The sequence below is a fragment of the Actinocorallia populi genome, from assembly GCF_002995495.1.
Taxonomy (GTDB): domain Bacteria; phylum Actinomycetota; class Actinomycetes; order Streptosporangiales; family Streptosporangiaceae; genus Actinocorallia; species Actinocorallia populi.
This window is the reverse complement of the sequence record NZ_PVZV01000001.1, coordinates 760,392-774,264: the sequence shown is the minus strand read 5'-3', so window position 1 is coordinate 774,264 and position 13,873 is coordinate 760,392. Positions and strand designations below refer to the sequence as shown.

Sequence of the window (13,873 nt, the reverse complement as noted above, 5' to 3'; positions counted from 1 at the left end):
GAGGCCGGTGCCCGTGTTCCGCGCCATCAGCCGTACCGCCGCCGCCGGAGCCGTCTCCGGTGTCCTGGTGGCGGGCTTCTTCGCCGCCGCACCCGCGGCGGCGGCCGCCTCCAAGCCCCGCACGTGGCCGGTCAACTGCTCCTCGGAGGACTCCCCCGAGGCCGCCGAACGGCTGGAGACGCGGCTGCGCAAGGCCGTCAGGGGCCGCTCCGGCACCATGTCGTTCGCGCTGTACGACCGCGAACGGCAGATCGGCTGCTACTACGGCTCGGGACGGCGCTACGACTCGGCCAGCACGATCAAGGTCGCCGTCGTCGCCGCGCTGCTGCGCACCGCCCAGCAGCAGAAGCGGGAGCTGACCGCCCGGGAGAGGTCGCTGGCCCACGCGGCCATCACCCGCTCCGACAACGACGCCACCACCGTCCTGTGGCGGCAGCTCGGCCGCACCCGGATCCAGCGCCTCCTGAACGCCGTCGGCATGCGCGCCACCCGCCTCGATCCCGGCGGCCACTGGGGCCTCACCCGCATCACCGCCGTGGACCAGCTCCGGCTGCTGCTCACCTTGACCCGTGAAGGCGACGTCCTGACCGCGAGGTCCCGCCGCCACCTGCTGAGGCTCATGTCGCAGGTGATCTCGAGCCAGCGCTGGGGCACCCCCGCCGGGGCCTCCACCCAGGTGGACGTCCGCGTGAAGAACGGCTGGCTCCCCCGCTCCACCCACGGCTGGCGCGTCCACAGCCTGGGGATTTTCGGCAACGACCGCCGCGACTACCTGATGGCCGTCCTCACCCACGACAACCCCACCCTCGCCCACGGCATCACCGCCATCGAACGCGTCGCCCGCGTCGTGCACACCACCCTCGTCCCCGAGGCGAACGCCCGCCGCGTCCCCACCCCCCTGCCCCCCGAGATCGGCGACGGCAGCGCCCCCTTCGCCACGAACTGACCGCCTTCAGCACCACGAGGACGACCGGACCCGCACCCGGCGGTCACCGCTGCGATCCGCCGAACGTCCGGTCCAGCCACCGGCAGGCGCCCTGCGACCTGTCTCCGTGCTGACGAGCACCGCTGCCGTTCACCACACCGGAGGCCGTCAGACCGGCCGCCGCCGCAGACGCCGGAACCGAAGCCCACGGACCCGGCCGCGGAGCTTCCGTACTGACGAACACCGCTGCCGTGCACCACACCGGGAGCCATCAGACCGGCCGCCGCCGCCGCGGGCACCGGGACCGGAGTCCGGACCCGGCCGCGGCAGGGGCGGATGCGGGGCTTCCTTGGGGCCGCAGCGGGGCGGGAGGCCTCCGCCCGGCGTGCCGTGCGGCCTAGAGTGGGGGAGTGAACGAGCCCAAGGCCGTCGGCCGGTCGGAGCAGACCAGGGAACTGATCGTGGAGACGGCGCTGCGGTTGTTCCGGGAACGCGGCTACGACGCGACGACCATGCGGGCGATCGCCAAGGAGGCAGGGGTCTCCGTCGGCAACGCCTACTACTACTTCGGCTCCAAGGAAGAGCTGATCCAGGCCTACTACGACGAGCTCCAGGAGTCGCACAACGCCGCCTGCAAGGCCGTCCTGGCCCGCGAGAGCGAGTTCTCACGGCGGCTGCTGGGCGTGCTGCGCGCCCGCGTCGACACGATGGTGCCCTACCACGAGTTCGCCGGGAAGTTCTTCAAGCTCGCGGCCGAGCCCACCAGCCCGCTCAGCCCGTTCAGCTCCGAGTCCGGCCCCGCCCGCGAAGCCGCCGTCTCCCTCTACCGCGCCGTCGTCGACGGCTCCACCGACCTGCGCCTCGACCCCGACTTCCGCCAGGAGCTCCCCGAACTCCTGTGGCTCTACTCCATGGGCATCGTCCTGTACTGGGTCCACGACGGCTCCCCCGGCTGCCGCAAGACCTACCTCCTCGTCGACCGCACCGTCCCCCTGGTCAACAAGATGGTCGGCATGTCCCGCCTCCCCGGCTTCCGCTCCGTCACCCGGGAGCTCGTCGACATCATCCGCAGCGTCCGCGCCTGAGGCGTACGGGCGGCGGCGGACCGCGCCAGGTCACCGCGACAGGGCGTCAGAGCGCGGCCTCGTAGGCCTGGGCGAGACGCTCCATGACGCCGGGGCCGTCCCTTTCCGGCGCCGGTTCGCCGAGGTGGAGGGTCCGCAGCTCCGCCATGAACTCGTTCCACAGGTCCGGCCCGCCCGCTGCGAGCAGTTCCGCGCGCACCCGCAGCCGCCGCGTGGTCGGGCGGTGGTGCAGCCCCCACTCGCCGAGCTGCGCGAAGACCGGCACGAGCCGGATGGACGCCTCGGTCAGGCTGTAGGCGGCCCGCCTGCCCGGCCCCGCGTCCTCCCTGGTCAGCAGGCCGGCGTTCACCAGCCGCTTCAGGCGGTCGGCCAGGATGTTGGAGGCGATCTTCTCCTCGGAGCCGGCCAGCAGTTCCCGGAAGTAGCGCCGGTTCCCGAACATCACGTCCCGCAGCACCAGCAGGCTCCAGCCGTCGCCGAACGCCTCGACCGCGGCGTTGATCGGGCAACCCGAACGCGCCGACTCCACCACCCGCACCCCTCCTTCGAACCGGTTGCGTTCCGCTACCGGATGGCCTGGCGTCACCCTAACCGATTGCAAAATGCAAGCAGGATGCGGGAGTTGACGATGAGCGACACCGAGCCGCAGACCGCGGGCGGGAAGGCCCTCGCCCACTTCACGATGTCGCTGGACGGTTTCGTGGCGGAACCGGACCACGAGATGGACTGGTCGGCGAGGGCATCCGGCTGTACGACAACCCCGGCGGAGCCCCGATCCGCCTCCACCGAACCGGCGAAGGAGACCCCACCGCGGTCGCCGATGTGCGGTACCGGCCCCTCACCGCCGCGAAGCCTCCGGCCTGACCGCGACGGCCGATCACCGAACACCGGCCACCGGCCCTGCGGCCCCGACGGATGCCGAAGTCGTGACCAGTGGTTTCCAAGGCGGTCTCACGGATCTGTCGCCGCAGCGCGAGAGCCCCGCCCGGAGGGACCGGCACGCCGCCTCGATCATCCTCGCCCGAGCCACCCGGGCTTTGCGCCACCGGAATCAGCGGCAGGCGGCGCCCTCTGCGGCGCCGACCCCACGTGCGGCCCCGCCTCCGCGGGAGGCGGGGCCGGTGTCGCGGCTCCGGGCGGGAGCCGGGAGGACTCTGGTCACAGGAGGCCGAGGGCCTTGCGGGCGAAGGTGATCTCGGCTTCGGTCTGCCTGATGCGCTCCTCGACGACGAGGGAACCGTGCCCGGCGTCGTAGCGGTAGGTCTCGTGGGGGACGCCCCGGTCGGCGAGCCGTGCCAGGTAGTTGTCGATCTGGCGGATGGGGCAGCGCGGGTCGTTCTCCCCGGCGAGGATCAGGACCGGGACCTTCACCGCGTCGACGTAGGTGATCGGAGACGACTCGCGGTACTTGTCCGGCACCTCCGCGGGGGAACCGCCGAACAGGGAGCGGTCGAAGGCCTGGAGCGCCTCCATCTCGTCCTCGTACGCCGCCACGTAGTCGGCGACGGGGACGGCCGAGACGGCGACGGACCAGTCGTCGGGCCGGGTGCCGATGCCGAGCAGGGTGAGGTAGCCGCCCCACGAGCCGCCCGCCAGGACCAGCTTGTCCGGGTCGGCGAGGCCCGTCTCGACGACCCGGTCGCGGACGGCCTTGATGTCCTCGAGCTCGATCAGGCCGACCTTCTCCTCCAGGGCGTCGCGCCAGGCCGAGCCGTAGCCGGTGGAGCCCCGGTAGTTGACCTGGACGACCGCGAACCCGTGGTCGATCCAGGCGGCGGTGCCGGGGTTGAAGGCGTCGACGTCCTGCGCGGTGGGGCCGCCGTGCACGTCGAAGACCGTCGGGAACGGGCCCTCGCCCGCCGGCCTGGACACCAGCGCGTGGATCCGCCCGCCGGGCCCGTCGACCCACAGGTCCTCCACCGGGACGGACGGCGGGGCGGGCTCGCCGGGCGGGGTCAGCACCACCGCGCCCGTGGTGGAGCGGATCACCGGCGGCTCGGCCGCGCAGGTGAAGCTGTACTCGACGGTGCCGTCCGGGCGGGCGGTGGCCCCGCCGAGGCAGCCGCGCGGGGTGTCGATCCGCGCCAGCTCGCCGGTCGAGAGGTCGTAGCGGAACAGCTCGTCGCGCGCCTCGTAGCCGTGCGAGACCAGCAGGGCGCTCCCGTCGGGGAACCAGCTGGCGCCGACCTCGCCGGGCAGGTCGAAGACCAGCTCCTGCTCCTCGCCGGTCAGCGGGTTCCAGAGGAGGAGCTCCTCCCTGCCGCGCCGCTCGTGGTCGACCAGCAGCCGCGGGTCGCCTTCCACGGGGGAGAAACCGGACGGCCCCACGCCCTTGCCCGGCCCGTCCCACAACTCCGCGACGGGCGAGCCGTCCGGGCGCAGGATCCGCAGCGCCGGGTGGCGGCTGTCCCCGTGCTCGCTGTGCCCGATCGCGATCAGCCGCTCGTCACGGGAGAGCCCGCCCAGGTAGGCGTTCTCCGCGTGCTCGTAGATCGTCACGGGCTCCTGCCCGGGGTCGATCAGGTGCACCGACGTGCCGTGCTTGCCGCTCCGCCCGACCAGCACCCGGCCGCTGCGCCCCAGCGCCAGCCCCGCCGGGTAGGACGGCTCCAGCGGTGTCGCGGCCACCGCCTCCCCGCCCTCGAACGGCTGGCGCATCCACACCCCGAACTCGTCGCCGTCGGTGTCGGCGAACCACCACAGCTCCCGCCCGTACGGGTCGAGCCCGCCCATCAGCGTCCCGTTCGGCCGACTCGTCGCCTGCCGCTGCTCCCCCGTGCCCCGGTCCCAGGTGTAGATCTCCCAGGTCCCGCTGACGTTGGACCGGAAGACCGCCCGCTCGGGAGCCTCCCGCGCCCATCCCGGGAGACTCACCCGCGCCGCCCGAAACCGCTGCTTCCACCGCTCGTCGCTCATGTTCCATGTCTATCCCACGAGGCGCCGTCCCTCGCGCCTTCAGCCACGGGCGGATCTCCGGGAGCCCGGCCCCCGCTCAGGCTCCCGGAACGGGGTTTCACGTGGAACATCGCCGCCGGTGAGGGCGTTCGGCCGGGCCGGGGGTGTCAGCGGAGGCGGCGGATGTCGCCGTAGGCGCGGTAGAAGCCCCCCCGGGCGGAGGAGCGGACGCCCTCGACGATGTAGCGGGCGCCGGGCTCGCGGATCTCCTTGGGGAACTGCACGCGCCAGGTGGGGTCGTAGCCGGAGGAGACGACGCGGACGCGCAGGCGGGAGCCGTCCTCGTAGCACTCCAGGACGATGCCGCCGTCCGCGGAGTCGACGATCTCCACGGTGGCGGTGGGCTCGACGGTGGCCAGGGTGCTGGCGGCCTTGATGTCGACGGCCTCGGGAACGGTGCCCTGCTGGGCGGCGCGGATGGCCTCCTCGGTGGCGTCGATGCAGGCCAGGGTGCCGTTGGTGGTGACGATGTAGAGCCGGTCGTCGAGGTACTGCATGGAGTACGCCGATCCGCAGCCGGTGGCGAGCTTCCACAGCCGCTCGCCGGACTGGTCGAAGCAGTAGATGGAGGAGCTGTTGTCGCCCGCGAAGACGTAGCGCCCGTCGGGCGCGGTGGCGCAGGAGAAGACGGCGGCGTCGCACTGGTAGACCGTGCCCCTGGCGCCGTTGGTCTTGGCGATGCGGTGCACCTGGTTGCTGCTGGTCCCGGCGTAGACGGCGGTGCGCTCCTGCCAGCCGAACAGCACGCTGCCCGGCAGCGGCGTGCTCCAGACGGGCGCGCCGTCCTTGGCGCGGAAGCGGCTGACGCCCCACGAGTCGCCGTAGTAGACGTCGTCGGCCTCGCACCGCACCATCCAGGCCGAGGAGCCCTGGGCGTTGCGGGACCACTGGAACTCGTCCTCGTGGTCGATGGCGGTGACCTGGCCGTTCTTGTCGGAGACGCCGAGCATCCCGTCGCTGATGTCGAGCCAGTAGATGTCGACGTCGTCGGCGATCTCGTACGCCACGCGCGGGACCTTGCCGCTGAGGTCGTACACCTTGCCGTCGTCGCAGCCCGCGTAGATCCAGAAGTCGTCGGCGACGATGCACTTGACGCCGTCGGGCAGCCGGAACCGCGCGGAGACCGTGCCGTCGTGCAGGACGGTGAACACGTCGCCGCGCTGGTTGCCGACCCAGCAGCGCTCCTCGTCCACGAAGATCCCGAACGCCGAGGCGCCGCTGGAGAACCGCCACAGGACGGGCGCCTGGCGGGCGGACGAGCGGTGGCTGACGGCCGCCGGCCGCCGGGTCACCGACCGCGCCTGCCGCACCCCTCGCACGGCCGGCGCGTACCCCTTGCGCACCTTCTCGGCCACCTTCTTCGCCGCGGCGGCGACCGCCTTGGCCTCGGTGGGGAAGTCGGTGGTCTTGGCCGTGCCGGGGGCGCCGATCCGGCCGTAGGTGATCGTCACACGCGTGCCGGACCTCACCACCTCGTAGAACTTGTGGGCGCCGCCACCGTCCTCCGAGAGCTCCAGGTAGTCCGTCTGCGTGCTCATCCGCTTCTCCTTGATCGAGGGGTGGCCCCAGCTTAGGGAGATCCACCGACATTCCCGCGAACGAGGACGGCCCCTTACATGCGGCTCCGGTGAAGGCGAAGGCGTCAGCGGAGGCGGCGGATGTCGCCGTAGGCGCGGTAGAAGCCGCCCCGGACGGCGGGGCGGACGCCCTCGACGAGGTAGCGGGCGCCGGGCTCGCGGACGCCCTTGGGGAACTGGACGTTCCAGGAGGGGTCGTATCCCGGGGAGACCACCCGGATCCGCGTGCGGGAGCCGTCCTCGAAGCACTCCAGGACCACCCCTTCGTCCGCCGAGGTGGCGGTCTCCAGGACCGTGCTGGGTTCGATCCCGTCCGGCACCTCGGCGGTCTCGACGTCCGCGGCCCGGGGGACCACCCCTCCCCTGGCGGCCAGGACGGCTTCCTCCGTGACGTCGATGCAGGCCAGGGTGCCGGTCGTGGTGGCGATGTAGAGCCTGCCGTCGTGGTACTGCATCGAGTACGCCGAGCCGCAGCCGGTGGCGAGCTTCCACAGCCGCTCGCCGAGCTCGTCGAAGCAGTAGATGGACGAGTCGTTGTCACCGGCGAAGACGTGACGCCCGTCGGGTGCGGAGGTGCAGGAGAAAACAGAGGCGTCGCACGGGTAGACCACCTCCTGGGCGCCGGTGTCCTTGGCGAGCCGGTACACCTCGTTCTTCTTCGTCCCGACGTAGAGGGAATCGCGCTCCTGCCAGCCGAACAGGACCTCGCTCGGCAGCCGGACGTGCCAGACGGGAGACCCGTCCCCGGCCTGGAGGCGACCGACCCCGTGCGAATCGCCGTAGTACAGGGCGTCCCCGGCGCAGCGCACCATCCACGCCTCGCGTCCCTCACCCGCACGGGACCACTGGAGCTCCCCTTCATGATCGACGACGGCGACCCGGCCGTTCTTCAGGGAGACGCCGAGCGTCCCGTCGTCGACGTCGAGCCAGTAGACGCCGACGCCCTCAGCGAGCTCGTACGCCACGCGGGGCACCTTGCCACCGAGGTCGTACACCCTGCCGTCGTCGCAGCCCGCGTAGATCCAGAAGCCGTCGGCGACGATGCACTTCACCCCGGCGGGCAGCTGGAACCGGGCGGACACCGTGCCGTCGTGGTGGAGCCTGTACACCTCGCCCCACTGGTTGCCGACCCAGCAGCCCCGTTCGTCGGCGAAGAGCCCGAACGCGCGGGATCCGCCGCCGAACCGCCAGAGGACGGGCGCCTGCGGGGGACGTCCGATGCCGGCGCCCTTCGCGGTCCGTACGTACCGCCCATAGATGATCTTGTCGTAGACCTTGTGCGCGGCGTCGGCGACGGCCTCCCGCTCGGTGGCGTGCTCGACCGTCCTGGTCCGCCCTGCCTTCCCGACCCGCCCGTAGGTGACCGTCACGCGGGGTCCGACCCGCACCACCTCGTAGAACTTGGCACCGCTTCCGCTTCCCGGATGCTCCAGGTAATCCGTCCGCCTGCTCACTCTTGCTCTCCTTGACCCTGGCGGGGGCACCCCGAGTCTACGGAGATCCGCCGACATTCCCGGGAACGGCGAAGGCCCGGCCCCTGCGGAGGGACCGGGCCTTGCGCGCCCTGTGTCAGGCGGTGAACTCGGCTGCGACGAGTTCGGCGATCTGGGCGGTGTTCAGCGCCGCGCCCTTGCGCAGGTTGTCACCGCACAGGAAGAGGTCGAGCGCCTTGGGGTCGTCCAGCGAGCGGCGGACCCGGCCGACCCAGGTGGGGTCGGTGCCGACGACGTCGCCCGGCGTCGGGAACACGTACGAGGCGGGGTCGTCGTGCAGGACGACGCCCGGCGCGGACGCCAGCACGTCCTGGGCGGCCTTCTGGTCGACCTCCCGCTCGAAGACCGCGTGGACGGCCAGCGAGTGGGTGGTGACGACCGGGACCCGCACGCAGGTCGCGCTGACCCGCAGACCGGGCAGGTCGAGGATCTTGCGGGACTCGTTGCGGACCTTGAGCTCCTCCGACGACCAGCCGCCGTCCTTGAGGGAGCCCGCCCACGGCACCACGTTCAGCGCCAGCGGGGCGGGGAACGGCCCCTCGGTGCCGACGGCCTCGCGCACGTCGCCGGCGCGCTGGCCCAGCCCGTGGTTCCCGGCGACCTTCTCCAGCTGCGAGTAGAGGGTGTCGATGCCCTCCTGGCCCGCGCCGGACGCCGCCTGGTAGGACGCGACGACCAGCTCGGCCAGGCCGTACTCGCGGTGCAGCGCCCCCAGCGCGACGATCATCGAGAGGGTGGTGCAGTTCGGGTTGGAGATGATCCCCTTCGGACGGGACCTGGCGGCGTCCGGGTTGACCTCGGGCACCACCAGCGGGACGTCCGGGTCCATCCGGAAGGCGCCGGAGTTGTCGACGGCGATCGCGCCGCGCTCGGCGGCGATCGGCGCCCACTGCGCGGACACCTCGTCCGGCACGTCGAACATCGCGATGTCGACACCGTCGAAGACCTCGGGCGCGAGCGCCTGGACGACGACCTCCTCACCGCGGACGGTCAGCTTCTTGCCGGCGGAGCGCGGGGAGGCGATCAGGCGGATCTCGCCGTAGACGTCCTCGCGCTCGGACAGGATGCCGAGCATGACGGTGCCGACGGCGCCGGTCGCGCCGACGACGGCCAGAGTGGGCTTGCGGCTCATCGGCCGGTACCTCCATATACGACTGCCTCGACCTGGTCGGCGTCGAGGTCGAAAGCTCTGTGCACGGCCTGGACCGCGGTGTCGACGTCGTCCTGGCCGACGATCACCGAGATGCGGATCTCCGAGGTGGAGATCATCTCGATGTTGACGCCGGCGTCGGCGATCGCGCCGAAGAGCGTGGCGGACACGCCCGGGTGGGCCCGCATGCCCGCGCCCACCAGCGAGATCTTGCCGATGCGGTCGTCGAACCGCAACGACTCGAAGCCGATCCCGTCCTGCACCTTGTTCAGCGCGGCCAGCGCGGCCTGCCCGTCCGAGGCCGGCAGGGTGAAGGAGATGTCGGTCCTGCCGGTCGCGGCCGCGGACACGTTCTGCACGACCATGTCCAGGTTGATCTCGGCCTCGGCCAGCAGCCGGAAGATCGCGGCGGCCTCGCCGACCTTGTCCGGGACCCCCACCACGGTGATCTTGGCCTGGCTCCGGTCGTGCGCGACGCCGGAGATGATCGCGTGTTCCACCTCGGTCTCCTCAGTGTTCGCGACGACCCACGTGCCTTCCTTCTGGCTGAACGAGGACCGTACATGGATCGGGATGTTGTAGCGGCGCGCGTACTCCACGCACCGCAGATGCAGGATCTTCGCGCCGGACGCGGCGAGCTCCAGCATCTCCTCGTAGGAGATCCTCGGGATCTGCTGGGCCGCCGGAACGATCCGCGGGTCGGCCGTGAAGACGCCGTCGACGTCGGTGTAGATCTCGCAGACGTCCGCGTTCAGCGCCGCGGCCAGCGCCACCGCCGTCGTGTCGGACCCCCCGCGCCCCAGCGTGGTGATGTCCTTGGTGTCCTGCGACACCCCCTGGAAGCCCGCCACGATGCAGATCGAGCCGTCCTCGAGCGCGCTCCTCAGGCGCCCGGGCGTCACATCGATGATCTTCGCTTTACCGTGGTAGCTGTCCGTGATCACACCGGCCTGCGAGCCGGTGAACGATTTCGCCTCGTGCCCCAGGTTGGCGATCGCCATGGCGAGCACCGCCATGGAGATCCGCTCACCCGCGGTGAGCAGCATGTCCAGCTCCCGCGCCGGAGGCAGCGGAGAGACTTCCTGGGCCAGATCGATCAACTCATCCGTCGTGTCGCCCATCGCGGAAACGACGACCACCACGTCGTTTCCCGCCTGCTTGGTGGCCACGATGCGCTGGGCCACCCGCTTGACGCATTCGGCATCAGCGACGGAGGAGCCGCCGTACTTCTGCACGACTAGAGCCACGGTAGGGCGCTCCTCAGTAGATCGGGGGTGTAGCTTGACCCATCGAATCTATCAAGGACGTTCCCTGCCCTTTCATCCGGTTATCCTCGGCCTCCGCCGCGGTGCCCGCCCCTGAGCTGCGCAGTTCCGAAGGTCTGGGACCCAGGTCCCGTCCGTGCCGGGAATTCCTCCGGCGGGCGTGTGTCCTCCCCGGAAATCTGCTGGGGCTCGAAAACATGCCGGCATGAGCGAAAAAATGCATGATCAGGTCAACGCCGCGCCCCCTGAGGGAACACCGTCCTGGCTGGAACTGAGCGTGCCGGATCCCGAGCGGGCCAGGACGTTCTACGGAACCCTGTTCGGCTGGACCTTCGAGGACGATCTGTGCCTCCTTGACGGCCTGCCGGTCGCCGCGATCCGGCCCCTGGCGGACGGCCCGGAATGGACGGTCTTCTTCGCCACCGACGACTGCGACCACACGGCCGAACGGGTGAGCGCCGCCGGAGGACGGGTCGTCCGGCCGCCGCACGAGGCCGGAGAACGCGGCCGGGCAGCCGTGGTGACCGACGTACTCGGCGCCCGCTTCGGCCTGTGGCAGGGCAAGGAGCTCGTCGGAACCCGGCTCGTCAACGGCCCCGGCACCCTCATCTTCAACGAGCTCCCCGCCCTCGAACAGGAACACGCCCTGGCCTTCTACCGAACGGTCTTCGGCTACCGTCCGCCCCGCCGCGGCGACACCGGCGACCTGATCCGCCCCGACGGCCACACCGTCGCCTCGATCGTGTTCCCCGAGCTCCTCGAAGAACTGGACGGGGCGGACGAAGAAGGCCGCCGGCACCTTGAGGAGATGCGGGGTTCCGTCGGCCTTCCCGACGGAACCGCCTGGCTCACCTACTTCGCCGTCGAAGACGCCCGCAAGTCGGTGGAGCTCCTGGCCGGATCCGGCGGCAGGGCTCACCCCGAAGGCGCTCAGGACCTTCCCTGGGGCCGTATCGCCGCCGTCAAGGACCCTTTCGGCGTCCCTTTCCGCCTCGTAGAACCCTGGGACGTCATCTGACGATCCGGCGGACGGGCCCGCCGTCCAGGGACCCGTCACAGGGAGCCTCGGAGCTGGCCCCGCGAGCACGAGGTCCTCGCCGTCCTCGCCTACCTCCGAGGCCGGAACGCTCTCTGAGCCCCACCCCGACGCCCGAGCCCGCTCCCCGCTCCGCGCCTACGGACGGTGCCGCCCCGCCCGCATCCCCCGAACCAGCCCGCCGAACACGGCACATCCGAACGTCAGGTGAGCGGCATCGGGGTTCTTGGAATCCCGCACGAGCACCCCTGCGGGCAGGACGGCGAGCTCGACGCACTCGCCGCCGGTGGGCCCGCTGTAAGAGCTCTTACGCCACCGGGCGACCTGCGGACTCAGGGAATTCATAAGCCCTCCGGTGGCCTACAGGTCGTGCTGCCCCGAGCGGATCTTCCGCACCAGTCTGCTGAAAGCCACCCGACCGAACGTCAGATGAGGGAGTTCAGGATTCTTGGAGTCCCGTATCGCCACCATGCTGGGAGCGCCTGCGAGTTCGACGCAGTCTCCACCGGTAGGCCCGCTGTAGGTGCTCTTGCGCCAGTAGAAATCAGAGCGGTCATTACGCTTCACAGATCCTCCCGTACCGCACGAAGAAGCTTCATGGAATCATCCACGGACAAGGCAGATGCCCTGATCAGGTTCAAGCTGATTTTGTACTCCCGTACAACCGCGGGATGGTTCGCCAGATTCACTCCCACATAATCCTCTGTGTACACCACGCCGGGCGCCTCATCGAATTCCATCATGATGAAAGCGCCCATGACACCAAGATACGATCCGGCAGAGGAAGGGACAACCTGCAGCATGATATTCGGCCTCGCCGCAAGCTCGATGAGATGCTCCACCTGGCTCTTCATCACCGCTGTACCGCCAATGGCCCTCCGGATACATCCTTCATCGAACACCGCGACGATCTGAGGGGGACTCTCCCTGACCAGGAGGCTCTGCCTGCTCAGGCGTTTCGCCACGAGCTGCTCGATCTCATCCGACGCCCGCCCCGACTTGAGGATCTCGTAGGCGTATTCCGGGGTCTGAAAAAGCCCGTGAACGACCATGGCCGAGAAAATATAAATGGTCGATGCAACGGCCTCCCGCTCCAGGAGATCCGTGAAGCCAGGCGGAAATATGCTGTTTCCCTTGGAGTCCGTGATGTTCTGCCGAAGCTCGGTGAACGCCTCGGTGTCGAAAAGCGTGTTGAGGTCTTCGGCGAACTTCATCGAAGGAACGTTCTTCGCCGCCTCCACCTGGCTGACGTAGGCGGGGGTGTAGCCGAGTTTCTCGGCGAGTTCCTTCTTGCCCATTCCCGCCTTGACGCGAAAGGCGCCGAGGGCGATGGCGAACCCCTTGATGGCAGGGTCCCGGGAGGGTTCGGGCTGCGCGGTCATGAGCCACTCCCGAGGGCGTACCGGCATGACGGTTCAATGGATCTTGAAGCGGGTGGCACCACGGTGCACCTGCGGTTCGTTGCCCACAGTAGCCCTTCATGTGAGCCTCGTCACGGAAACGCGGTCGAAAGAACAAGGGATCCGGGCATGGACGAGCGGGAAGTCGAAAGGCTTTCAGAGGACTATCCCGATTGGTGCATCAGTCGGCTTTCGGGACCGGCGCGATGGTGGAAGGCGACTCGGCGCGGAGGCGGGCGGCTGAGCGGGGAGGAGCACGGCAGGGGTCTCGCCTGCACTCTGATCGAGGACACGGCCGAACGGCTGCGAGAGGAGCTGGAGCATCAGATCCTGACCGAGGCCGAGCCGTCGCGGGACGACCGGTGACGGCGGAATCGGTGGGCGGCCTCACGGTGGAGCGGGTCTTCCCCGCCGAACTGGAACAGGTGCGAGCGGGACGCTCCTGGCTGCGAAAGGTGCTGCCGCCGACCTGCCCACTGCGTGACGACTGCGTGCTGGTCTTCTCCGAGCTTCTCGCGAACGCCGCCGAGCACGGCGGCGGCGGGCTGGTGAGGGTGATCGTGACGCACGAGCGCAGGCCTGGTGAGAGGCGTGCTGGTACAACGCGCGACCCCCGTGAACTCCGTCCCGGAGGTGTCGCTCCCGGTTCTCCTGGAGATCGAACGGCTCCTGAGCGCCCCGGTGGAACGCGTGACGGACGTGGCGGACCTGGTGGAGTCCCGGCGAGGACTGGCCGTGGTGGCGATGCTGTGCCCGGGGACACTGGAGTTCGAACGGCGACCGGCCCACTCGGTGATCCGGTGGGAGCTGGAAGGGTGCGCCTGCCCGGCCATCACACCGAAGAGCGGCTCCGAGCAGTCGGCACGGCTCTGAGCGGCACCTCCTGCGAGCCGACCGGAATCCCGTGCCCACGGTCCGCCCCGTGCTCCCGTCCTCGTGGATCTCCGACCGTCCGGCCCCCCGATTGACATGCGGAACACGCGGGAA

Annotated in this window: 14 protein-coding genes; 5 read left to right on the top strand and 9 right to left on the bottom strand. The window is 70.3% G+C overall.

Annotated elements, in window-relative coordinates; translation table 11 throughout:
- Window positions 1–7: 7 nt before the first annotated feature.
- Both C2865_RS03905 and C2865_RS03900 read left to right on the top strand, forming a co-directional pair.
- Complete coding sequence (locus C2865_RS03905; protein ID WP_198652884.1) at window positions 8–946, top strand: serine hydrolase; 939 nt, start codon at window positions 8–10, stop codon at window positions 944–946.
- Window positions 947–1,335: 389 nt separating this feature from the next.
- A complete protein-coding gene (locus C2865_RS03900) occupies window positions 1,336–2,010 on the top strand; it encodes a TetR/AcrR family transcriptional regulator (protein WP_106396864.1) in 675 nt (224 codons plus the stop codon).
- 46 nt (window positions 2,011–2,056) lie between these two features.
- Here the strand turns inward: C2865_RS03900 and C2865_RS03895 are convergent, their stop codons facing one another.
- From C2865_RS03895 to C2865_RS03865, 6 genes are all read right to left on the bottom strand, one after another.
- The gene (locus C2865_RS03895; protein ID WP_232835330.1) at window positions 2,057–2,548 is read right to left on the bottom strand and encodes a winged helix-turn-helix transcriptional regulator; all 492 of its coding nucleotides are present in this window, start codon (window positions 2,546–2,548) and stop codon (window positions 2,057–2,059) included.
- Between the two features lie 620 nt (window positions 2,549–3,168).
- Window positions 3,169–4,926: a S9 family peptidase gene (locus tag C2865_RS03885; protein WP_106396862.1), complete on the bottom strand. Its 1,758-nt coding sequence runs from the start codon at window positions 4,924–4,926 to the stop codon at window positions 3,169–3,171.
- A 146-nt stretch (window positions 4,927–5,072) separates the two neighbouring features.
- The gene (locus C2865_RS03880; protein ID WP_106396861.1) at window positions 5,073–6,503 is read right to left on the bottom strand and encodes a WGR domain-containing protein; all 1,431 of its coding nucleotides are present in this window, start codon (window positions 6,501–6,503) and stop codon (window positions 5,073–5,075) included.
- Between the two features lie 104 nt (window positions 6,504–6,607).
- Complete coding sequence (locus tag C2865_RS03875; RefSeq protein ID WP_232835329.1) at window positions 6,608–7,996, bottom strand: outer membrane protein assembly factor BamB family protein; 1,389 nt, start codon at window positions 7,994–7,996, stop codon at window positions 6,608–6,610.
- Between the two features lie 115 nt (window positions 7,997–8,111).
- Entirely contained in the window at window positions 8,112–9,167 is a 1,056-nt protein-coding gene (locus C2865_RS03870) for an aspartate-semialdehyde dehydrogenase (RefSeq protein WP_106396859.1), read from the bottom strand.
- Complete coding sequence (locus C2865_RS03865) at window positions 9,164–10,432, bottom strand: aspartate kinase (protein WP_106396858.1); 1,269 nt, start codon at window positions 10,430–10,432, stop codon at window positions 9,164–9,166. Before C2865_RS03865 ends, C2865_RS03870 begins: the two co-directional genes overlap by 4 nt.
- Window positions 10,433–10,655: 223 nt before the next feature.
- On the opposite strand from C2865_RS03865, the gene C2865_RS03860 reads away from it, so the two are divergent.
- Window positions 10,656–11,468 carry a VOC family protein gene (locus C2865_RS03860; RefSeq protein WP_232835328.1) on the top strand — a complete coding sequence of 271 codons (813 nt, stop codon included), beginning with the start codon at window positions 10,656–10,658 and terminating at the stop codon, window positions 11,466–11,468.
- A 156-nt stretch (window positions 11,469–11,624) separates the two neighbouring features.
- On the opposite strand, the gene C2865_RS03855 is transcribed toward C2865_RS03860, so the two are convergent.
- From C2865_RS03855 to C2865_RS03845, 3 genes are read right to left on the bottom strand one after another with little or no spacing between them, the layout of a single operon-like run.
- Window positions 11,625–11,831, bottom strand: a complete 207-nt coding sequence (locus C2865_RS03855) for a DUF397 domain-containing protein (protein WP_106396856.1) — start codon at window positions 11,829–11,831, stop codon at window positions 11,625–11,627.
- 15 nt (window positions 11,832–11,846) lie between these two features.
- Window positions 11,847–12,053, bottom strand: coding sequence for a DUF397 domain-containing protein (locus C2865_RS03850; protein WP_106396855.1), 207 nt, complete (start codon window positions 12,051–12,053; stop codon window positions 11,847–11,849).
- Window positions 12,050–12,868, bottom strand: coding sequence for a helix-turn-helix domain-containing protein (locus tag C2865_RS03845; protein WP_157963545.1), 819 nt, complete (start codon window positions 12,866–12,868; stop codon window positions 12,050–12,052). The genes C2865_RS03850 and C2865_RS03845 overlap by 4 nt, the downstream gene beginning before the upstream one ends.
- A gap of 147 nt (window positions 12,869–13,015) precedes the next feature.
- Here C2865_RS03845 and C2865_RS03840 point away from each other — a divergent pair, with 147 nt between their 5' ends.
- Together C2865_RS03840 and C2865_RS39210 are read left to right on the top strand one after the other, a co-directional pair.
- Window positions 13,016–13,252: a hypothetical protein gene (locus C2865_RS03840; RefSeq protein WP_106396853.1), complete on the top strand. Its 237-nt coding sequence runs from the start codon at window positions 13,016–13,018 to the stop codon at window positions 13,250–13,252.
- 225 nt (window positions 13,253–13,477) lie between these two features.
- On the top strand, window positions 13,478–13,759 hold the full coding sequence (locus tag C2865_RS39210; RefSeq protein WP_157963544.1) for a hypothetical protein: 282 nt from the start codon (window positions 13,478–13,480) through the stop codon (window positions 13,757–13,759).
- Window positions 13,760–13,873 lie beyond the last annotated feature (114 nt).

Excerpts from the sequence above, each read along its gene's own strand:
- C2865_RS03855 (WP_106396856.1), bottom strand. The coding sequence starts at position 11,831 with ATGAATTCCCTGAGTCCGCAGGTCGCCCGGTGGCGTAAGAGCTCTTAC.
- C2865_RS03885 (WP_106396862.1), bottom strand. The coding sequence starts at position 4,926 with ATGAGCGACGAGCGGTGGAAGCAGCGGTTTCGGGCGGCGCGGGTGAGT.
- C2865_RS03845 (WP_157963545.1), bottom strand. The coding sequence starts at position 12,868 with ATGACCGCGCAGCCCGAACCCTCCCGGGACCCTGCCATCAAGGGGTTC.
- C2865_RS03860 (WP_232835328.1), top strand. The coding sequence starts at position 10,656 with ATGAGCGAAAAAATGCATGATCAGGTCAACGCCGCGCCCCCTGAGGGA.
- C2865_RS03870 (WP_106396859.1), bottom strand. The coding sequence starts at position 9,167 with ATGAGCCGCAAGCCCACTCTGGCCGTCGTCGGCGCGACCGGCGCCGTC.
- C2865_RS03880 (WP_106396861.1), bottom strand. The coding sequence starts at position 6,503 with ATGAGCACGCAGACGGACTACCTGGAGCTCTCGGAGGACGGTGGCGGC.
- C2865_RS03840 (WP_106396853.1), top strand. The coding sequence starts at position 13,016 with ATGGACGAGCGGGAAGTCGAAAGGCTTTCAGAGGACTATCCCGATTGG.